Here is a 21,477-nt window from a genome sequence, read left to right as displayed (position 1 = left end):
AACCTACGAATTAATGTACTTTTCTCTTAAAACTGCTACAATGCGCTCTGCGGCTTTTCCGTCCCAACCAAAGGGAGATGGAATTTCCTTTACGGGCTCAGACAGAATCCGGTCCATCACGGCCAGGACTTTCTTTGCAGTATAATCGGCGACAAGGTGATTTGTTCCTTCCTTTATCGTGACAGGCCGCTCGGTTTCATTGCGGAGCGTAATGCAGGGAACGCGCAGGAAAGTAGTTTCTTCCTGTACGCCACCCGAGTCTGTGATAACCAGCCGCGCATTCTTAACCAGGTTTGTAAACTCAAAATAGCCAGCCGGAAGAAGTAAACTGCAATTCTTCATTTCGTAGAATGCAGCTAAAAGATTAAAGTAATGGATGTTATTAAATGTTCTGGGGTGCGCCGGGAAGATGACGTGATACCTGCTGCCCAATACGCTGATCAGGTCTAGCAACTTTTCGAGCTCCGGTTTACTGTCCACATTTTGCGGCCGGTGCATGGTGAGCAACAAATACGGTTTCCTGATCCCCTGCAATTCACGCAACCTGACGCGATCTATTTCATTCATGCAATGCACCAAAGAGTCGATCATCACATTCCCTACAAAGTGAATGCGCGCTAATGGAATATTTTCTTTACGTAAATTCTCCACAGCAGCTGCTTCCGTCGCAAAAAGGTCTTCTGAAATCGCATCGATCATCACACGGTTCAGCTCCTCCGGCATTTGCCTGTTTCCGCAGCGCAATCCGGCTTCCACGTGTGCTACCGGCACATTCATTTTGACAGCCACAAGCGCGCAGGCCAGCGACGAGTTTACATCACCTACCACAACAACCAGTTCCGGCCTTTGCTTTTTCACAATTTTCTCGAAAGCCAGCATAATCTTCGCGGTCTGCTCGGTTTGGGTCCCTGGTCCTACATTCAGGAAATGATCCGGCTTTGGTAAACCCAGCTGGCGAAAGAATACACCCGACATTGAAAAATCACTGTGCTGGCCGGTATGTACCAGTTGTGTTGCAAATTCCGGGTATGCATTGAAAGCGCGGTACAGTGGTGCTATTTTGATAAAATTAGGCCGCGCACCTGCGACAATCAGTATTTTCATAGGCTATCTGCTGCATTTTATCTTATTTCGTCCTGCCAATCAAGTTCATCAAATGGGGATTATTGTTCGTCAGGGATTTAAAAGTTCTATTGTTTCTTATGTCGGAGTAATCATAGGGACTTTCAATATCCTGATCCTCTACAACCAGTTTATGACGCAGGAGCAGCTTGGCCTCTATGCCTCTACCCTGCTCACTTTCCCCGTTATTTATATGTCTTTCGCGCTGCTTGGTGTACCTTCTGTGGCAGTGCGTTTTCACAGCCGGTTTCAGGATGAAGTGGCACGGCGGCAGCTTTTTACATTCATTATCGTCACGCCGCTGGTGGGCCTGGCAGCCTTCGTTTCGCTGTATTTACTCGTCAAACCCCTCTACTTAAAGTTTTACCTCGACCATTCTCCTCTGCTGGTTAAGTACTATTACGTTTTCATTCCCCTAACGGTCGGGATGGTTTATTTACTGGCGCTGGAATCTTACTCACGCATTAACCTGCGCATTGCAGTACCTTCTTTGATCCGCGAGGTTGGCCTGAGGCTGGCAAATAGCTTGCTGGTTATTTTATTTGGTTTCAAAATCATCACATTTGATACCATGGTATGGCTCACTGTGCTGAGCTACGCACTCGCAATCACTGCAATGCTCGTCTATCTGTATTTTCAAAACAGGCTTTACACTTCGCTTGACTTCGGGTTTATAAAGCATCCTGCATTCCGCGAAATGTATCGCTACGGGATGTGGGTGTTACTTGGAGGCGCCAGTGCTGCATTGTTACCGCACATTGAAAAAGTCCTTTTGCCTGCATTCGAAGGCGGACTTGGTAACACCGCCATATTTGACATTGCCTCCCGCATTGCACTCGTGATCTCCATTCCCCGCAACAGTATCGTGATGATCAGTGCGCCTATTATTTCAGAAGCTTACGCTAAAAATGACATCGGCCACATTGACAGCATTTACAAAAAATCCTCGCTGAACCTTTTTATTATAGGCACCTTCCTTTTCCTCGGGATCTGGTGCAACATCGATTCCATCTTCGGGCTGATCCCCAAATCTGACATCTACGCGCAGGGAAAATGGGTAGTATTAATGGTCGGGGTTTCCCGCATTGCAGATATGGCAACGGGCCTGAACTCTGAGATATTGACTAATTCGAAGTTCTACCGGTATGATATCGTCTTCATGCTTTTCTTCACGATTTTGCTGCTTTTGAGTAACCAGATCCTGATACCGATGTTTGGCTATAACGGAGCTGCTGCGTCGGCACTGCTCTCCACCATTACATACAACTTTATAAAACTCTTTTTTATCAAGCGCAAAATGGGGATTCAACCCTTTACAGCTGGTACTGCAAAAGTAGCGGTACTGGCAGCGCTGGCTTACCTGGCGGTTTACTTTATCCCCCACCCGGCTGATTCGAAAAACCTCTATGCAGTGATCATAGACGTACTGCTGAGATCTGTTATTGTGTCTGTTATTTTCGGAGGAGGAATTTTGGTCTGGAAGGTTTCCGAGGATATTGCGACGGGCATTGGTACAGGTTGGAGTTTTGTAAAAACAGGTATTTTGAAGAGAAAATAACCTTGTTGCAGACGCCCGCTCACCTGGGACGCGCCATTCCTTTCTGGCATTTGTGTTTTTAACTTTGCTATATTTGACTATCAGCCGCCTGAGCTTTCGGGCAAATTTTAAATTCAAGCTTTTCAATGTCATTAAAACAAAAAATAGTAGCCGGCCTGCTGAAAGAGCCTTTCAGCAAGTTTCAACTCACTACTTACGACCGCAGCAAACCCATTAATATGGTGGTCGGTTCCATGTATTCCGTTTACAAAGGCTGGATACATTCTGATATTGAGACATTGAACCTGTTGAAAAAAAGAGACTGGCAGAAGTATTTTGACGAAAACTCCATCGATAGGATCCTGGCTGAACACGTCTGGGAGCATTTGACACCCGAAGAGGGTAAACTTGCATTTTTGCATTGTTATCAGTTCCTCAAACCGGGCGGCTTTCTGCGTGTGGCTGTGCCCGACGGGTATCATCCCGACCCCGACTATATTGATTATGTAAAACCGGGCGGGACAGGCGAAGGTGCGGACGATCATAAGATCTTGTATAATTACCAGCTTATGTCCGGCTTCCTGCAGGAGATCGGTTTTACTGTGAAGCCGCTGGAATATTTCGATGAACACGGTAAGTTTCACAAAAATCCCTGGAACGTGGAAGACGGGATGGTAAGACGCTCCGCAGACCATGACGACCGCAATAAAGGCGGAAAGTTGGGCTACACCTCATTGATTATCGACGCATTCAAGAACTAATGGATCTGCCCGACCAGCTTGCCCCCATCGTTTTATTCTGCTACAACCGCCCCTGGCACCTGGAACAGACATTGAAATCGTTACAGGCAAATACGCTGGCGGCCCGAAGTGAGCTTTTCATTTACTCCGACGGCCCAAAAAAGGAGGAAGACCAGAATGCGATCCGGCAAATCAGAGCCTATCTCGACCAGCTAAATGGTTTTCAAAAAATTACCATTATCAGGTCAGAGCATAATCTGGGACTTGCTGCTTCGGTGATAAAGGGGGTAACCGAGGTTATTGAACAATATCGCAAGGTAATCGTACTGGAAGACGATATGCTTACCACACCCGACTTCCTGGATTTCATGAATAAGGCGCTGAATGTTTTTGAATCGCGCCAGGATATCTTCTCTGTTACTGGCTACACGCCGCCCATTTCCATTCCTGAAACTTATCGCAATGATCTGTTCCTGGTACCACGCACGAGTTCCTGGGGCTGGGGGACCTGGGCGCACAAATGGAAGAAAGCGGACTGGGGAATGCAGGATTTTTCCGATCCAGAAAAAACAGCCGCATTGCGTGAAACGCTGATCAAAGGCGGGGATGATCTCTGGCCAATGCTGATCAAGCAGCAGAAAGGCATAATCGATTCCTGGGCGATCCGATGGACATTGGCGCAGGCCAGAAACCAGGCTTACGGGCTTTATCCGGTCCATTCAAAAATAAAAAACATTGGAACAGATGGCAGCGGCACTAATTTTACATTCAAATCTACCGGGTACGGGCAGGAACTGAAAACAGGGAACGTGCGTATGGACCCGCATTTAAAACCTGACGAATTGCTAATCGACCAGTTCCGGAAGTACTACAATCTGCCGGTATCTGTCAAAATCAAAAACTGGATCAAATATCGCATTTGATCCCACTTATATGTACTGGCTTCGCTATTTGCTGAAAGAACCTTACAATTCACTTCATACACCTGCGGGACGGGAGTTTGTCGGATTGTTGTTTAAATATGGAAACAGTCCGAGACACAAGCGCACGCAGGTCAGTTTCGGAAAATACCAGCTGACAGTGCCGGATACCATGTCATTTCTTTGGCAGCACAAGGAAATTTTCGCTGACGAATTCTACCACTTCGAAACTCCGAACCCTGCACCCGTGATATTTGATTGCGGCGCGAATGTGGGTATGAGTGTCTTGTATTTCAAAAAGTTATATCCGCAGGCAAGTATTACTGCATTCGAAGCAGAGCCGGAAATAGCTGCATTACTCCGGAAAAATCTGGCTGAAAATGCAATTGGCGATGTTGAGGTTGTAGATAAGGCTGTGTGGACCGACGAAGAAGGGATCTGGTTTGGCAGCGAGTCTGCTGATTCGTCTTCTATTTACTCCACCTCTGCAAAAAAGAAGATCGCTTCTGTCCGTTTGCGCGACTACTTACTTGCTAAAAAGCACATTGACTTCCTTAAAATAGATATCGAGGGCGCAGAGAAAGAGGTCTTAAACGATTGTCAGGATCACTTGCAGCATGTTCAGAACTTATTTGTCGAATTCCATTCTTACGTCAACAATCCACAGGATCTGGCAGCAGTAATTGCGGTTTTCGAGAAAAATGGGTTCAGATACTATATTGATACCAACCAGCACCGCACCAAACCTTTTACAAACCACAGGTACCGGGGCAATGAGATCATGGATCTGCAACTGAACATTTTTGGCTGGCGCGAATAGATCTGGTTAAAGCCGGGAATCAACCATTTCTCTCGGCAAGACTGATTTCAAATCAAATATGACGGAATCGGGATTGGTAAATCGTTTGTAGTCAAGTTGATTATAGATGTCGTGAGCCACCACCAGTACAACCGCTTCATATTTACCCGCAGGCTCAGCTGCAAGCTGGATACTGAACTCCGACAGCGCTTGTTCCGGCGAAGCCCAGGGATCGTAAATGTCGATCTGCAAACCAAAATCAGAGAGCTCCCGATATACGTCCACAACCCGCGTATTGCGCATATCCGCGCAGTTTTCCTTGAATGTAATACCAAGCAGCAACACCCTGCTCCCCTCCACTTTGTGACCTTTTTTGATCAGGAGCTTTACGAGCTTATTGGCGACAAACACGCCCATTGTATCATTCACCCGCCTTCCGGATAAAATCACTTGCGGATAATACCCGAGCGACTCCGCTTTGTAAGCCAGGTAGTAAGGATCAACTCCGATACAATGTCCGCCAACCAGCCCGGGTTTGTATTTAAGAAAATTCCATTTCGTCGCAGCCGCTTCAAGCACCTCGGTTGTATCAATATTCATTCTGTCAAATATCAATGCAAGTTCATTCACGAAGGAAATATTTACATCGCGCTGCGCATTCTCAATCGCCTTGGAAGCTTCCGCAACTTTGATACTTGATGCCAGATACGTTCCCGCCTCAATCACGGAACTGTATAGCTGATCAACCAAATGCGCCGTGGCAGGAGTCGAGCCCGAGGTTACCTTCTTGATTTTGGTAAACGTATGCACTTTATCCCCCGGATTGATCCGCTCGGGAGAATACCCACAGAAGAAATCAACATTATACCTGAGTCCGCTCTTTGCAGCCAGCACCGGAACACAGTCTTCTTCCGTACAGCCCGGGTAAACGGTAGATTCATAAACGACGATGTCGCCGTTTTTGAGGTATTTGGCAATGGTACTGCTTGCCGCGAGCAGTTGCCTTAAATCGGGCTTTTTGTTGTTGTCAACCGGAGTTGGTACTGTTACTATGAAAACACTGCATTCTGCCAGATCATGCTCACTATCTGAAAGGCGCAGCTTAGCGGAACTTGCTAAATCTTCTGTAGAAATTTCCTTGGTTACATCATAACCACCAAGCAACTCAGTTATTCGCTGGCTATTGGTATCGTAACCCAGTACATCATATTTCTGACTGAATGCGATCGCCAGCGGCAGACCTACGTAACCTAATCCTATTACCGCAATTTTACCTTCAAATTCAGCAAGCATTCTGTGTGCATGTTTAATGTCGGGCATAAAACTATGCATATTTCAACCTACCAAAAAATTTCAATTTACCCTGTGACCAAAGCTAAAAACTGACGTATTGTTTGTATAGAACATCTTAAATACGTTTATGGATTTACAAATCATTCAAAACAAAGTCTTTGTTATTCGAGGCTGTAAAGTAATGCTCGATTATGACCTGGCAGAAATGTACGAGATTGAAACCAAGGCCCTGAAACAGGCAGTCCGCAGGAATATGGACAGATTCCCTGCCGATTTCATGTTCGAGCTAACGCAGAAAGAGTATCAATCTTTAAGGTCACAAAATGTGACCTTAGAAATGGGCCGGGGAACTCACAGCAAATACCGACCCTTTGCGTTCACCGAACAAGGTGTCGCCATGCTTTCCAGCGTGTTGAAAAGCGGAAAAGCACTGGAAGTGAATATCACGATTATGCGTGCATTTGTCAGAATGCGGCAAAATTACCTGGATTCTGCCGAACTCAGACAGCGGATTGAAGCTATTGAACTCGAAATGGAGACAAAATTTGAGGATATACATCAGGCATTGCAATACCTGCTCGATCCGCCCCAGCCCGCACGCGCAACCATTGGTTTCAAGCCAGGAGAATGATTTACCTGGCGTAAGGATTTGGTGGAAAAACGTGGACTTGAAAACCCTCTGTTTGCATTGCTTCCATTACCTGAGCCGATGGAATCTGCTTGAAAATAACGGCGCAAAGTACCTGTGAGGGCATTAAGGTAGCTTTTGTAAGAAAATCATGAAATGCAAGCTTGCGCTTTATCTTCCTGAAAGCGGGAGACGAATCGTCTGCCTTTTCCTGGCTGTATGAAGGGTGATAATAGTTATTGTTAATGCCTTTAAATGCAACCATCGGAAGACCCATTCCATTGGCCAGCTTATCCATCTCACGCTCCGAGAGCTTGAAAACATAGTTACCAACTTCCTCAAACGAATACCTGTTCTTCCAATATTTTTGTAAAGCATTTGTATCAAAACGATCGAAAATATTTCGCAATGCCAGTAACAGCGGCATCTTGGAAATCGGGTCGTGGGGTTCGACTAGTATAACCGCTTCCCGTGCAACCCGGAGCATCTCGTAAACGCCCAGATACGGGCGCGGAAAGTGATGATAGGCTTCTTTACAAAAGATATAATCGAAACTACCGTCAGCAAAAGTGAGCTTTTCGACATTTTCGACAGCATATTTTTCAATAAACCCCCGCGATCTGGATAATGGGAGAAAAGCTTCTGAAATGTCGGTGGCAGTTACATCCAGCCCTTTTTTGTAAAAGTGATTGGCATCAAAACCATAACCGTCACCAACTGTAAGCCACGATTTAGGCTCAGTTACAAAAGGGTCAGTCAGCGTAAGCATCCGCTGGTGGATCCAGTGGTTAATGGTTTTATGCTGATTATCATACTCCCACAGCTCAATGGCCCGGTCTTTCGCCTCCTTTGTCGCATACTGGACATCGTACCATTCCGAATGCGCCTCGTGGCTGCGCTTTTCATTAGACATTATCGTCGGTTTACTTAGTTCAGGATAAAGATAGATCAACGAATAAAATTTTTAAGCGGGGAACTGTTTAATTTTACCGCCATCAAACATTAACATCCCTGCGGAAACCGTCGGCAAAGTTCATTTTCATGGTACTTCATTTAAGTACATTTCATTTGGAAGGAGGCGCAGGAGTGGCAGCTGCCCGCTTGCATCAGGCATTATTGAAGTCGGGTACCGAATCCAGTCTGCTTGCTGCATTTCCTTCAAAAGAGGAGCAAAATGTTTATGGATTAGGCAATTCGAAATGGGAGCTGCGAAAAATGTGGGCCCGCTTCACTGCCGAGCGGCTACTTTTCTATCCGCAGGAAGCAGATCAGTCAGTCAGGTTTGCATTTTCCCCGGCCGGCGTAGGAGCAGATATTAGCAAGCATCCATTAGTTCAGCAGGCGGATATCCTGCATTTACATTGGATCAACTTTGGGTTCCTTTCACTCCAATCGCTGGAAAAGCTTTTCGCATTGAACAAACCAATTGTATGGACCATGCATGATATGTGGACAATGACCGGCGGCTGCCATTACAACCGGGGCTGCGAAAGGTTTTTGTCACATTGTCAATACTGCCCCTATCTGGCAAAGCCCGACATTTACGACATTTCCTTTACACAATTTGAAGCAAAAAAAGCTTTATACCCAAAAGCAAAAACTGCGCTGATCTCTCCCAGCTTGTGGCTGGACAGACTTACAAAAAAGGCGGCGCTTACCCGGGACCTCAATTCAGTCTGCATTCCAAACTGCATTGACACTACCTTATTCAGGCCGGTAAATAAGCTTGCAGCGCGCCATGCTTTCGGATTGCCAGCTGATAAAAAGCTGGTTCTGTTTACCGGCGCAAATATTCAGGATAAAAGAAAGGGCTTCATTTATTTTAAGGAAGCTTTGGAGCGAATGCAGCTAATTTCGGATGGCATTGAAGTGATGCTCTTTGGAAAAGCAGATGTATCCGGTTTTGCAGATTTCCCGGTTCCTGTTCATTATATAGGTAAGATTAGTGATACCGAAACGATGGTAAATGCTTACAATGCCGCTGACCTGATCGTGGTACCGTCGCTGGAAGATAATCTGCCGAATACGATTATGGAGGCGATGGCCTGCGGCACTCCGGCAGTTGGATTTGATACCGGAGGGATCCCCGAAATGATCGATCACCACGTAAATGGGTTTGTTGCTGAACAAAGGTCCGCCGATTCGCTTGCGGCCGGGATCAGCTGGGTACTGGAAAAGAACGTATCTTCTAACCTGTCAGCCGCGGCCCGCGAAAAAGTTGTTAATCATTACTCAGAAAGCCTGATCGCGTCGCGCTACCAGGCTATTTACAATTCATTATTGAATGGATAGCCAGCCGATTCTCACGATCATAACAGTGACCTACAATGCAGAAAAGTACGTAGCGCGTACATTGCGCAGCGTACAGGCAGCGCTTTCGCAAGTAGCTGATCCTGCATTGATCGAATACCTGATTATTGACGGGCTTTCAAAAGATAGTACGTTATCGATTTGCCAGCAGTACTCGTCCATTATTTCCCGGATTGTTTCAGAAAAAGACCGGGGAATTTATGATGCGATGAACAAAGGAATGGAACTGGCCACCGGGCAATACCTCTGGTTCCTCAATGCCGGCGATGAAATTTTCAACAGCAAAGTACTCGCCGGTCTGCTTTCGGCAACTGCCACCAGAGCGGATGTATATTACAGCGACGCGATGATGGTCGATGAAAGCGGCCGCGAACACGGCCTCAGAAGTCAGTTTACACCCCATTCCCTGCCAGAGAACATTCAATGGACGGATTTTGCATTGGGGATGAAGATCTGCCACCAGGCATTTATTGTTCGCAAGCAAGTCGCTCCTGTTTATGATATCTCCAATCTGAGTGCAGATATTGATTGGGAAATTACGTGCCTTCAACGCGCTGGTCGCGTACAATTTCTGCCTTTCATTCTATGCCGGTACCTGATGGGCGGTACCTCCGTGCAAAATCACCGCCGCTCACTCGTCGACCGGTTTCTGGTCTTGCAAAAACATTTCGGAACGATCCAGGCGACCTTCAATCACCTCCGCATTTTTTGGCGCGGCGCCGTTTTTGCGATGCGCAGGGGCAAATACTGGTGAGCTTCAATCTTTTTTTATTCCTATTTTCCTTTTGAAGCAAATCAGGCTTAAAAAACGGGTTCTGACTAGCTGTTGTCCAATTTTTTACCAAAATCCTGATACGCAAATCCAGCTTAAAAACTCATATTTTTCATAACATAATTTGGTGCAACTTACATTAACGATATATTTGTTTTATCAATTATATAAATAACCAAACCTATCGTTATGAAAAAAATTCTGCTATTAGCATTTTTTTTCTGTGTGATTGCATGGGTGTCAGCAAACGGCCAAGATGTTAGAGTCACAGGAAAAGTAACAAGCGACGACGGATCGGGACTACCGGGGGCGTCCGTACAGGTGAAAGGGAGCACCAACGGGACGCAGACCGATGCACAGGGAGATTATTCCATTAGTGTCCCAAATTCTTCATCTATTCTGATTTTCAGCTTTGTGGGAATGACCTCACAGGAGATCGCTGTTGGTAACCAAAGTGTGATCGACGTGAAGCTGGTAAGCGATAGCCGCAATTTAAGCGAGGTAGTTGTTACTGGTTTCGGTTCACAGATCAAGCGTGATGTGACGGGAAATATTGCCCAGGTAAAAGGTACAGAGATCCAGAATATGCCTGTGGCGAGTGTTGACGCGGCATTGCAGGGAAGAGCGGCAGGTGTATATGTGAACAGCGGAACAGGGAAGCTTGGACAGGCGATCAATGTGCGTGTGCGTGGAAATTCGTCCATCAGCGCGAGCAGCCAGCCACTTTATGTGATTGACGGAATGCCGGTAACAACCTCCGATGTGAGCAACAGCACGGGTGGAGCAACGAACCCGCTCGCAGACTTCAACTCCAACGACATTGAATCCATTGAAATCCTGAAAGACGCTTCTGCGGGGGCTATTTACGGTTCACGCGCAGCAAATGGCGTGGTACTGATCACAACCAAAAGAGGGAAAGCCGGGAAAACCAATGTAAGTGTTAATTACCAGCTCGGCTCTTCGGAAGCTACCCGCCGGGTCGACTTCCTGAATGCGGAACAATATGTAAAGTTTTATACAATGGCGGCGAATAACCGCGACCGCATTGACGGCGTGGACCCGAATGATCCTGATTCGTACACGCAATACATGCTGGGCGAAGGTGGTTTCCTGGATACTTACAGCCTTGGTACCTATGGAACACCGGATCAGAAAGAGTACCTGTGGCAGGACCAGGCTTTTCAGAAAGGCCCTCAGCAGCAGCTCGACTTTCAAATGAACGGAGGTAATGAAAAAACAAAATTCTTCATCTCCGGCCAGTACCTGGATCAAAAAGGAACGATCATCGGAAACAAGCTCGATCGCCTTTCAGGTCGCATCAATCTTGACCACCAGGCTTACAAATGGTTGCAGGTTGGACTTTCAATGGGTTTGGCAAGAACAGTTAACAAACGTCTGCCGGGTGACAATGCATTCTCTAACCCATTGCAAATGGCGGCATTGACGCCATTGACACCATTCAATGATCCTGAAACCGGCTTGCCTACGGGTACCCCTCCGGGAGAAGTTGGTGTGCCGCTCTATTTCAATCCGATGATCTCCATCAAATATGCGAGCTTCGTTGCTACTACTTCCAGGAACCTGACGAATGCATACGCGCAGATCAATCTGGTACCTGGCCTGAGATTCAGAAGCGAGCTGGGGATTGACATTTTGAACCAGAATGAAGAGAGTTATTATCAAACCCAGAACATCAGGAATGTAAGTACAGCGGTAGCCGGGTTGGGAGAGAATTTTGCAACGTTTATCACCAACTATAATACCAACAACTTCTTCTCATACGAGAGAGTGGTTAACAACCATACTTTTGATGGTACATTGGGTATGTCTTACCAGCAGTCGCAAAGCCGGGAGAATTTTGTTGAAGGAACCCAATTTCCTTCCAATTCATACAAAAAGATCGCAAGTGCTGCTACTAAATCAGGAGGGGGTTCGTCTGAAACCAACTACCGTTTCCTTTCCTACTTCCTGCGGGTAAATTACAAGTTTTCTGACAAGTACCTGCTTTCGGCCAGCGCAAGAATCGATGGCTCTTCCCGGTTCGGTGCGAATTCACGCTATGGATTTTTCCCGTCTGTCTCTGCGGGCTGGGTGCTTACAGAAGAAAACTTCCTGAAAGACAATGCGACACTTAGCTTCCTGAAACTAAGAGGAAGTTACGGTTCAACGGGTAACTCCGAGATTGGTGATTTCCCGCAACTAGGCTTGTTTTCGGGAGATGCGGGTTATGCCGGAGCAGCCGGACAGCGTCCTTCACAGCTGGCAAACCCTGACCTGAGGTGGGAAACTACCAGACAAGCTGATATTGGTCTTGACTTTGGTATTTTCAACAATCGGATCAATGGGGAGATTGACTATTACGAAAAGAAAACCACAGGATTATTGCTTGCAGTGAACGTTCCTGCAACAACCGGTTTCTCTACCAAAGTGGCCAACGTAGGCAAGCTGCAAAATAAAGGTTTTGAATTTGTACTGAACACACAGAACCTGATCGGCAAGTTCAAATGGAACACTTCGCTCAATTTTGCGACCAACCAAAACAAGGTTACTGACATTCAGGGACAGATTATCGAAGGCGGTATCCGCAACATGAACCGTGTCATGGAAGGTCAGCCGGTTGGTGTTTTCTATACAGTGGAATATGCCGGTGTTGATCCTGCGAACGGTGATGCGCTTTTTTACAAAAACACGGAAAATGACCCACGCGGTACAGTTACCAACAACGGATATAATAGTGCACAGAGGATTGCAGCGGGAAGTCCAAACCCTAAAATTGTAGGTGGTATTACCAATACTTTCTCTTTCAAAGGGCTGGACCTGAACATCTTCTTCAACGGAGTTGCCGGTAACAAGATCAATTTCTACGGAGTAGGCCAGTATTCTTCTGCAAACGGAATTTATGAGGACAACCAGACTGCTGACCAGATGAATGCATGGACTCCTGAAAACCCGAACACGAATGTTCCGGAGGCACGTTTTTATCGCGGAAACGGAAACCAGGCATCTACCCGCTACATTCTTGACGGATCTTACCTGCGCCTGCGCTCGGTGACATTGGGTTACAACCTGCCTTCGAGCATTACAAGCAAAATCAAAATGGAGCGTATCCGCGTTTACGTGTCAGCGTTAAACCTAGCCACATTTACCAACTACAAAGGCTGGGATCCCGAAGTGAATACGGACGATTTGGCTGAGGCAGATACGAAATTTGCGCTGGGAAATGACTTCTATACAGCCCCACAGCCGCGCACGATCATGTTTGGTATCAACGTCGGTTTTTAATCGCATTCAGCTTATCAATTCATCTGAATTATGAAAAAAAGAACATATATATACTCCCTGGTTTTTGCCGCAGGATCTTTTCTACTGACAGCCTGTGACAACAAACTTGACGTAGCACCAACCCAAAGTATTGACGAAGAAGCTGCACTAAGTACTTCCCGTGACGTAGAGGTGACGCTGATCGGTGCCTATGATGCATTGCAGGATCCTGATGTTTACGGTGGTGCATTCCAGTATTCTTCCGAATTGCTGGGCAACAGCGATGAGCTGGGTTTTGGTGGAACTTTCCAGAATTTGCTTGAAATGTACAACAAGCAAATTACCACCCAGAATGTAACCTCATTGGCTACATGGCGCGATTCCTATATCGCGATCAACAGGTGTAACAATGTGCTTTCTGCATTGGAAATCGTAGACGAAGACAAGCGCGCGCGCATCGAAGGAGAAGCCAGGTTTATCCGCGGCTCAGTTTATTTCGACCTGGTAAGGTTATTTGCAAGAGCCTGGGGTGATGGAGACGCAACGCAAAACCCCGGTGTTCCGATTGTACTCAAACCAACACGCGTGGTAACAGAAGCTGATCAGGTGGCGCGGAATTCCGTTGCGGAAGTTTACCAGCAGGTCCTGGAAGATCTGAATGCGGCTAAGTCGCTCCTGCCTGAGGGTAACACTATTTACGCCAATAAATATGCGGCGTCAGCCCAGCTTTCCCGCGTATATTTAATGCAATCCGAATTTGCAAAGGCGCGCGACGAAGCAAATGAAGTGATTGAGTCAGGTGAATATCCGCTGGCGACTGATTTTACTACCTTGTTCTACACTTTCCTGAGGAATGGCGGAGCAAACCCAAGAGAGTACATCTTCTCGATGATTGTAACGCAGCAAGACGGAGTAAATGATCTGAATACCTACTTTGGCGCTACGATCGACGATATCACAGGCAGCTCCGGTCGTGGTGATATCAGGATTCTGCCCCGGCACCGTAACCTGTATGAAGCAGGCGATGTGCGTGGTCAGTTTTTTGTAAGTTCCATTAATACTTATACGCAGAAGCACATTGATCAGTTTGGCAATGTACTGCAATTTCGTTCGGCAGAAATGTACCTGACACGTGCAGAAGCGAATTTCCGTCTTGGAACAGCTGTGGGCGCAACGCCGCTTGCTGATATCAACCGCATTCGCAAACGTGCGGGTATCAAAGATCTTACAGCATTGACTTTGCCTGCGATCTTGAAGGAGCGACACCTGGAACTTGCATTTGAAGGCCACATGCTGCACGATATCAAACGTACCAAAGGCAATGTAGGCACACTACCCTACAACTCGCCCAGGCTGATCCTGCCGCTTCCTCAGCGTGAAATTGATGTAAATAAAAAGCTGGTTCAGAACGAAGGATATTGATTCCAAGTGAACCAGGCTGACCAACAAAAAAGCACTTCATTATGAAGTGCTTTTTTGTTGGTTCTTATTACCAGATGGTATTCTACTCCCAGCTGACCCAGGCTTTTGCATCCTTTGCGCTCACCATGTCATAAGTTGTTGTTGAGGTTTGAATGAGATAGAATCCATTTGGTTCGTATAACAATTCAGCTGACTTGGCTACCGGGCCGTTTGCGGGTATAGTTCCTGTTGTTGCAAAAGGTTTGAATATTACCCTACCATCTGCGGTAAACGTGGGCTTTTCCGGAAAGTGATAGTAATCAAGATAGTATTTTTCTCCATCAAAGAAAACAGGAGCGAAAGCATCAATTCTGCTGTCAACGCCAGGCTGGTAAATGTAGAATGCATATTCACCTTCTCCACTCTTTACATTTGCGACTCCGAGTGCGTCATCTACGCCGTTGACATGAAAAACATCTCTGGTCCGCCAGTCACCGCCTGACTCGATCGGCTCCTGCCACCATCTTCTGGCAGCTGCAAGGTCAACTGAAATTGGTTTGATTGCACTTTGTACCGTCGTGGCCACTCCTGCTGCATTAAACTTTAACTGAACCGCATTTTCCGTCCAGCTGAAATTGCTGAATCCATTAATCGTCTGTGATCCATTTACAAGCGGATTAAGGAAGACAAGATTGGCCCCGCTGAAATAATAGCCGGTCGTAAAATTCTTTGGCGTATTACCGTTCAGCCAGGTTAGCTTAATGGTGCGTGCTTTCAAATTGGGGGTCACCTCGTAAGTGACATTCCCCACTGTAATCCTCTTGAAGTAAGCCTGATACTTAGAAATATTATTGAAAAGCAATGCTTTGGCAAGATCTCCATTGGTATAGGCTGTGGCCTGAGCTTGCGTAGCTTTGGTAAGCACCAGCCTGCTCTGGTTTTTGCGACCTACAAATGCAACCCGATCCTCCCCCAGCGAGTCCGGGAAAATGCTGAACTCAAAGTCAGACTGCAAACCTTCCCCAACGTTGCCGCCATTTACATCCGGATCCGGATCAGCCAGAACATGCAGGTAGGAGTAGGTATCGAAAATCAGCGAAGGCGTTTGCATTGCTTTCAGCCGGTAGCTGCTTTCCTTGGAAGTTCCAGCAGAGGCAGCGGAAAAGTCCGAATACATCACTACCCTGTTCTGATCGTTGAATTTGAAATAAAATCCATAACTGCCGCCACCCGCCGGGTAGATCACCGCATTCCAACCATAAGGTGCTTCCACCAGCTTTTTCTGATAGGAAGCCAGGGCTGCATTCAGACGTGTGTCGGCTGATTCTTCAAACAATGTATCGTCGCTGTTCTCGCAGGAAAAAAGGCCTGCCGACGCAACCAGAAGATATAAAACGATTTTTTTCATCAATCCTAAAAAAGTTGGTTCATCGACCCACGTACCCTTTTTTGCAGGCTGTAAAAGTCTATATTCCAGGTATTCTTATAATATGCCACCACAATTGCTTCCTTCTGCCTGAGCGAAGCCTGCGCCTGTGCTTTGGTCACGCCATGCGGACTTGTTCCTTCAGGAATGGAGTTCACGATCTTGTCGAAACCTGCCTTTCCTTCCGTGAGCATCATCGCGATCATTTCTACAAAATCCTCATCAAAATTAAGAGAGCTGTAAGCAGTAACAAACCCGTCACGCCGCGCATCTGCATCCGACCAGTTGATCCAGTTACCGCCCTGATACAGCGACTTGGTAATATTGCGGTACTCTACGGGATAAAGTACAGTCTGGTGGAGAATGTGACCAAATTCGTGGTGGATCGTATGCAGGAACCAGTCTTTCACAAAAGATGAATCTCTCGCTGCATTGTACCCCTGCATTCCCTTTATTTTAAAAAGATTAACACCGAATAAAACAACTTTCCGGCCACCTTCCGCGGTACCAAGCGTAATCGAGCCTTCTGCATTGTACTCATTACTGCCCGACAAAATGAAAAATTTTGGAGAAAAGCGGTTATAAAACACTTTACCTGCTTCCTGAACGTAAGGTACCGTCCACGCTTTCTTGATTGTGCTCAGCAGCGGAACTACCTGGGCTTCGTCGGGCGGCACGAGCGTTTTGGTGATGTTACCAAATTCAAACTGGTCCCATTTATACTTCGCAGAGATATTGTAAGGTGTGGTGAGACTATCCAGTATCCACTTGTCCACCGGCCCTTGAACCCATTCGTCACCGCCGAGTCCGGGAATATTTTCCACTTCGCCGATTTCCTCTTCTTTACAGGAGGTCAGCAGTGTACTGAGCGCCAGCATTCCGGCCAGGGATATTTTTGATAATACTTTTGTGATCATCGTATCTGTCAATTATCTGCTATTCTGTTCTAAACCTGCCAAAGTTGCCGATTGAGGGATTTGCAAAATTCTCCTCGGATCATTTCCGGCAACTGAAATCACCTGTCCTGAGAAGGTTTCGTGCTCCACAGGTATCGCATAACGTTGCAAATCAAACCACCTCATTCCTTCCTGTACAAATTCAACCCTTTTAAAAGCAAGTACCGTGTTTACAATCGCCGAACGCGTGGAGGTCACATTGAAGAAATTGCGCATTCTTACGGCTGTTACCGTGTGCGAAGAAGGATCGTAGTTGGACACCCGCTTGCTTACAAAAAGGTTCAGGTCGGCAATACACTCGTTCGTATTATTGAGGTACGCATTTGCCTCTATTTTGTTGAATAAAACTTCTTCTGCTGTAAATAATGGCAGCATCACATAAGGCAAGCCAATTTCTGCATTTACGGATTCACGTACAAAATATTCATTCAGCTTCGGGATCAGATAATTCTCCTGCCGAAACTTCCTCCCACTTCCTGAAATTCATACCATAGCGATATCGGGCTACGTACCTGCCATATAAAGACGAAGTTTCTGCCAGCAGCAAATTCGCATTCTGGTTAGCACGGGAATAGGTGTTGTACAGCTCGGCGGGAGATAAGCCTTCGTAAGTCGTATTCCACGGCCGCAGATTCTCACCAATATTTCCACCCGGAAATGCTGCATTGGCATATTGAACTACTTTTTGGTAGTCTTTTCTGAAAAGATAGAACCGGCTTGCAAACGCATTGGCAGCAGCACGGTTGAAATGATACTTAGGTACTGTATAGGACCCGTCGCTGAGCAGCGGCAATCCTTCCAGCAAATCTTTTTCAACCATTTCGTAAACATAAGCCACCGTTTTTCGCTCGTATTGCTTCAAAACCACGCGCTCAGGCTCGGTAACATAAGGAATCCCGGGATCGGTATTTGGTTGGGCAGGATCGTAAAATTTGCTGAAAAAGTTTACCAGCATGAAATGCGCGTAAGCACGTGCAACCAGCGCCTCCCCTTTTTGCGCGCTGTACTCTTGCGGGTTTTCAGCCTTGCTGATAATGTCAAGTGCCTGGTTTGCTACGGAAATTGCTCGGTAACATTCTGCCCAGTATTGATCCGGTGAATCCTGATCATCAACGGTTGCTTCCACCTCTTCAAACAGGAACGAAAACCGATTAACCTTGTCATCCTGGCCGGTTCCCTTATCAATTACATTATCGCTCATTGTTTCTGCAAACAACACATAGCCACCTTGCGGATAGGCGGTAGTAAGCAGTTGCGACACTTGCTTTGGCGTATTGATCAATGCGCGCGTGCTGTCCGGCTCGGTAGAAAGGAAGTCTTCGCAACCGGTAGAAATGATTATCAGCAAGACGAGGCTCAGGTATTTTAAATGTCTGTATGTGCTCATATGAAATATCTTGAATCAAAAATCTTATTCTAAGTCCCGTTACAATGTCAGTTTCAATGCAACTGTAAACTGCTTTTGAATAGGCTGGGCAACTCCTCCTGAGTTAAAGAATTCCGGATCCTGTCCTTTTAGCTTCTTGTCGGCATAAATCAACCAGGGATTGATCGACGACAGCTGGATACTTGCTCCTTTCAGACCATATCTGCCAGCCACGGAAACGGGAACTTTATAGGATAGAGAAACCGATTTTAACCTAATGAAATCGCCTTTTGCTACGCGTTCGGTTGAGTAATTGTAAATATTATATGGATAAGTTCCTGCAAGATACTGGGCTTCCAGCTTGTCGGGAATTGACGCGACCGGAGTCACACCTTCTTCACCCGGGATCAGCCAGCGATCGAGAAATTCTCTGGGCATTGCATCAAGGTCGCTGAAGGCGTTCTTATACAATGGATTCAGACGAATCTTGTTACCGTACTGGTAGGTTAAAAATACATTGAGGGAAATGTCTTTATACGTAAGTGTATTGTTGAACCCGCCCGTCACAGGTGGATCAACCGGACCTTCATATTTCAGATAGGATACATTCTGATCCTGCAGGTAAACATCAGAATTGACTTCCCCATTTTCATTTACAAAGATTGGCACACCGGATTTCGGGTTTAATGCGCGGTAATCAATGGAGAAAAGACTTCTCACCGGGCGGCCTTTTACATTAGCACCTTCTGCTTTTACCAAATCAAAAATGCCGGGCGAGTTATCAACATTGGTAATGTGCGTTTTGGCATAACCCACAGTAATCCGTGATCTGAAATCCCAGTCTTTGGTTTTATACAAAACACCGTCGAGTGAAAAATCAACGCCGTAAGACTGCATATCCGCATAGTTGGCCACTTTGTAAATCTGTCCGCCGATACCCGAAGTTTTTATCTCGTCAATCAGATCAAAGCTGTTGCGGATATAACCATCAACAGTCAGGTTCACGCGGTTGGCAAACAAACCCAGATCAAGCCCGACATTCCCGCTGTACAATTTTTCCCAGGTCAACTCGGTGTTTTCAAGTGAAGACAATGCAATAGCCGATTCCTTTTCATCCGCAAAGGGGCGCCTCGTGATTATACTTTGGAACAAAACAGCGGAGTTCGTAGCCGGCCCGGTATCAGCAGAAAGTCCGTAGCTGGCCCGCAACCTACCCATACTTAGCCATTTGAAACCTTTGATGAAGTTTTCACGATCAAAATTCCACGAACCTGCAATCGTATAAGTCGGCAGCCAGCGCGCGATTGCCGATTTACCAAAACCATTGGAACCGTCGTAGCGGATATATCCGGTGAAGTTGTATTTATCGTCGAGCGTGTACCCGGCACTTCCGTAGAATGCAGCAAAACGTTCATAATCCATGCGCATTCCGTAGTACTGGAAGTTTGTTTCAATGGTTTGTTTCAAAATCCGGTAGTCCACGAATGGAGTTCCTCCCTGGTCGTACTGAAACCCATATCCTGTGTTATTCGAATTCTGGCGGTTGGTGTATTTGATTTCCTGACCGGCGAGCAGATCAATCTGGTGCCTTTCCGCGAACATTTTGTTGAACCTGAAATTGTTCCGGATGTTATAAAACAGCATCTGATCTTCATTCCGGTTGTAAAAACCCCCGCTTGGCAACACGATTACCGGATAAGCATTGGGCACATCGGGATCGGTATACAGGTATTTGTTAGCCAGGGCAATGGTGGAATTATCAGCAGCGCGGTACGCATTCGCCATATTGCTATGTTCGGTGATAATATGCTCGCGGCCCGTTTGAATGTAGCGCAATGCACCCAGGAAATCGTAGCTGATATGGTCTGTAAGCTTGTAAGAAAGGTTTCCCTGAAGTTTGATATCCGCCAGGTTCAGGTTAATCCGGTTATTGGCCAGCTCGGATACAATGTTAAATGGCGCGAAGTTTCTGCGAAAGTATTCCAGATCGCCATTCTCATCGTAAGCAGTCAAAGTTCGGCTGGTATTCAATGCGTAACTGAATGGATTGATATCAAAGTCCCTGTCAAACTTACCTTCCACGGGGTTACTTCTGCGGCTTAGCGAGCCGGGTGCCTGCTGCCTTCTTACGGAAGCAAGGGTAGTGAGGCCCACACTGAGGCGGTCGGAAAGCTGGTACGTATTGTTAAAATTCAATGTGTAGCGTTTCACCTTATCGGCGATGGTCCACCCATTATCATCCAGGTAACTTACCGATGCATAGGAACTTGACTTATCTGTTCCAAATGAAACGCTGAGCGAATGTTCGTGGATGAAATTCTGCTTGAAGAGTACATCAAACCAGTCAGTATTTGCTTTTGCGTAGCGCATCAGGTAATTCTTCTTGGCTTCCTGCGTATTTGGAATCGGGAAATTACCTTCAATGTCTCCATTGAGCGAGTTGTAATATTTTCCATAAACACCAAAATCAGGCTTGGAAAGAATGTCCGAATTCAGGTACCCTTTCCGTTCCAATTCACCCAGAACTGACATTTGCTGGGCAGAATTCATGATGTTAAAATTGCGGTAGGAAGGTGTAAGCTGCGTGCTGAAATTACCCGAATAGGTAATTACCGGCTTCCCGCTTTTTCCCTTTTTGGTTGTGATCACGATTACCCCGTTCATCGCGCGGGCTCCGTACAATGCAGCCGCAGCAGCATCTTTCAGGATATCGAAGGTTTCAATATCGTTGGGGTTAAGTCCGGCCACGGCCGATCCGAGCAAGGTAGTAGGATCGCCGCTGGAAAGCTGGTCATTTGAAATATTTACAATATCCTCCTGAACAACTCCGTCAATTACCCAAAGTGGCTTGTTATCCCCATTCAAAGAAGTGGCGCCGCGGATCCTGATCTTAGGCGCTGCCCCGAAAGTACCTGAAACGTTTTGAATGGACACTCCCGCAGCCCG

17 protein-coding genes are annotated in these 21,477 nt (G+C 46.4%); 9 read left to right on the top strand and 8 right to left on the bottom strand.

Annotation, left to right across the window (positions count from 1 at the left end; translation table 11 throughout):
- Positions 1–3 precede the first annotated feature (3 nt).
- Positions 4–1,104 carry a non-hydrolyzing UDP-N-acetylglucosamine 2-epimerase gene (wecB, locus tag ACTIE6_RS03905; protein WP_439555379.1) on the bottom strand — a complete coding sequence of 367 codons (1,101 nt, stop codon included), beginning with the start codon at positions 1,102–1,104 and terminating at the stop codon, positions 4–6.
- Between the two features lie 52 nt (positions 1,105–1,156).
- Here wecB and ACTIE6_RS03900 point away from each other — a divergent pair, with 52 nt between their 5' ends.
- The 4 genes from ACTIE6_RS03900 (at position 1,157) to ACTIE6_RS03885 (ending at position 5,139) form a co-directional block, all read left to right on the top strand.
- Positions 1,157–2,680: a lipopolysaccharide biosynthesis protein gene (locus tag ACTIE6_RS03900; RefSeq protein WP_439555378.1), complete on the top strand. Its 1,524-nt coding sequence runs from the start codon at positions 1,157–1,159 to the stop codon at positions 2,678–2,680.
- 125 nt (positions 2,681–2,805) lie between these two features.
- Complete coding sequence (locus ACTIE6_RS03895) at positions 2,806–3,420, top strand: class I SAM-dependent methyltransferase (protein ID WP_439555377.1); 615 nt, start codon at positions 2,806–2,808, stop codon at positions 3,418–3,420.
- On the top strand, positions 3,420–4,322 hold the full coding sequence (locus ACTIE6_RS03890; protein ID WP_439555376.1) for a glycosyltransferase: 903 nt from the start codon (positions 3,420–3,422) through the stop codon (positions 4,320–4,322). The genes ACTIE6_RS03895 and ACTIE6_RS03890 overlap by 1 nt, the downstream gene beginning before the upstream one ends.
- 10 nt (positions 4,323–4,332) lie before the next feature.
- Positions 4,333–5,139: an FkbM family methyltransferase gene (locus tag ACTIE6_RS03885; RefSeq protein WP_439555375.1), complete on the top strand. Its 807-nt coding sequence runs from the start codon at positions 4,333–4,335 to the stop codon at positions 5,137–5,139.
- Between the two features lie 6 nt (positions 5,140–5,145).
- On the opposite strand, the gene ACTIE6_RS03880 is transcribed toward ACTIE6_RS03885, so the two are convergent.
- Positions 5,146–6,411 carry a nucleotide sugar dehydrogenase gene (locus ACTIE6_RS03880; protein WP_439555374.1) on the bottom strand — a complete coding sequence of 422 codons (1,266 nt, stop codon included), beginning with the start codon at positions 6,409–6,411 and terminating at the stop codon, positions 5,146–5,148.
- 127 nt (positions 6,412–6,538) lie between these two features.
- Between ACTIE6_RS03880 and ACTIE6_RS03875 the strand changes: the two genes are divergently transcribed.
- Positions 6,539–7,042 (top strand): ORF6N domain-containing protein, encoded by a 504-nt coding sequence (locus tag ACTIE6_RS03875; RefSeq protein WP_439555373.1) that lies wholly within the window; start codon positions 6,539–6,541, stop codon positions 7,040–7,042.
- A 1-nt stretch (position 7,043) separates the two neighbouring features.
- Here ACTIE6_RS03875 and ACTIE6_RS03870 read toward each other — a convergent pair whose 3' ends face one another.
- Positions 7,044–7,952 carry a class I SAM-dependent methyltransferase gene (locus ACTIE6_RS03870; protein ID WP_439555372.1) on the bottom strand — a complete coding sequence of 303 codons (909 nt, stop codon included), beginning with the start codon at positions 7,950–7,952 and terminating at the stop codon, positions 7,044–7,046.
- 128 nt (positions 7,953–8,080) lie between these two features.
- Here ACTIE6_RS03870 and ACTIE6_RS03865 point away from each other — a divergent pair, with 128 nt between their 5' ends.
- From ACTIE6_RS03865 to ACTIE6_RS03850, 4 genes are all read left to right on the top strand, one after another.
- Positions 8,081–9,331, top strand: coding sequence for a glycosyltransferase family 4 protein (locus tag ACTIE6_RS03865; protein ID WP_439555371.1), 1,251 nt, complete (start codon positions 8,081–8,083; stop codon positions 9,329–9,331).
- On the top strand, positions 9,324–10,103 hold the full coding sequence (locus tag ACTIE6_RS03860; RefSeq protein WP_439555370.1) for a glycosyltransferase family 2 protein: 780 nt from the start codon (positions 9,324–9,326) through the stop codon (positions 10,101–10,103). The genes ACTIE6_RS03865 and ACTIE6_RS03860 overlap by 8 nt, the downstream gene beginning before the upstream one ends.
- A 207-nt stretch (positions 10,104–10,310) precedes the next feature.
- The gene (locus ACTIE6_RS03855) at positions 10,311–13,403 is read left to right on the top strand and encodes a SusC/RagA family TonB-linked outer membrane protein (RefSeq protein ID WP_439555369.1); all 3,093 of its coding nucleotides are present in this window, start codon (positions 10,311–10,313) and stop codon (positions 13,401–13,403) included.
- 30 nt (positions 13,404–13,433) lie between these two features.
- Positions 13,434–14,804 carry a RagB/SusD family nutrient uptake outer membrane protein gene (locus ACTIE6_RS03850; protein WP_439555368.1) on the top strand — a complete coding sequence of 457 codons (1,371 nt, stop codon included), beginning with the start codon at positions 13,434–13,436 and terminating at the stop codon, positions 14,802–14,804.
- A gap of 82 nt (positions 14,805–14,886) precedes the next feature.
- On the opposite strand, the gene ACTIE6_RS03845 is transcribed toward ACTIE6_RS03850, so the two are convergent.
- The 5 genes from ACTIE6_RS03845 to ACTIE6_RS03825 all read right to left on the bottom strand — a co-directional run.
- Entirely contained in the window at positions 14,887–16,191 is a 1,305-nt protein-coding gene (locus ACTIE6_RS03845) for a DUF4302 domain-containing protein (protein ID WP_439555367.1), read from the bottom strand.
- A gap of 5 nt (positions 16,192–16,196) precedes the next feature.
- Positions 16,197–17,126, bottom strand: coding sequence for a zinc-binding metallopeptidase (locus ACTIE6_RS03840; protein ID WP_439555366.1), 930 nt, complete (start codon positions 17,124–17,126; stop codon positions 16,197–16,199).
- Positions 17,127–17,138: 12 nt separating this feature from the next.
- A complete protein-coding gene (locus ACTIE6_RS03835) occupies positions 17,139–17,540 on the bottom strand; it encodes a RagB/SusD family nutrient uptake outer membrane protein (RefSeq protein WP_439555396.1) in 402 nt (133 codons plus the stop codon).
- A 49-nt stretch (positions 17,541–17,589) separates the two neighbouring features.
- Complete coding sequence (locus tag ACTIE6_RS03830) at positions 17,590–18,552, bottom strand: RagB/SusD family nutrient uptake outer membrane protein (RefSeq protein ID WP_439555365.1); 963 nt, start codon at positions 18,550–18,552, stop codon at positions 17,590–17,592.
- A gap of 39 nt (positions 18,553–18,591) precedes the next feature.
- Positions 18,592–21,477 (bottom strand): SusC/RagA family TonB-linked outer membrane protein (locus ACTIE6_RS03825; RefSeq protein WP_439555364.1); only part of this gene is annotated, 2,886 nt, incomplete at its 5' end.

This window comes from Dyadobacter sp. (assembly GCF_051859145.1).
Lineage (GTDB): Bacteria > Bacteroidota > Bacteroidia > Cytophagales > Spirosomataceae > Dyadobacter.
Note: the sequence above shows the minus strand (reverse complement) of the source record. Positions and strands in the feature narration are given on the sequence as shown.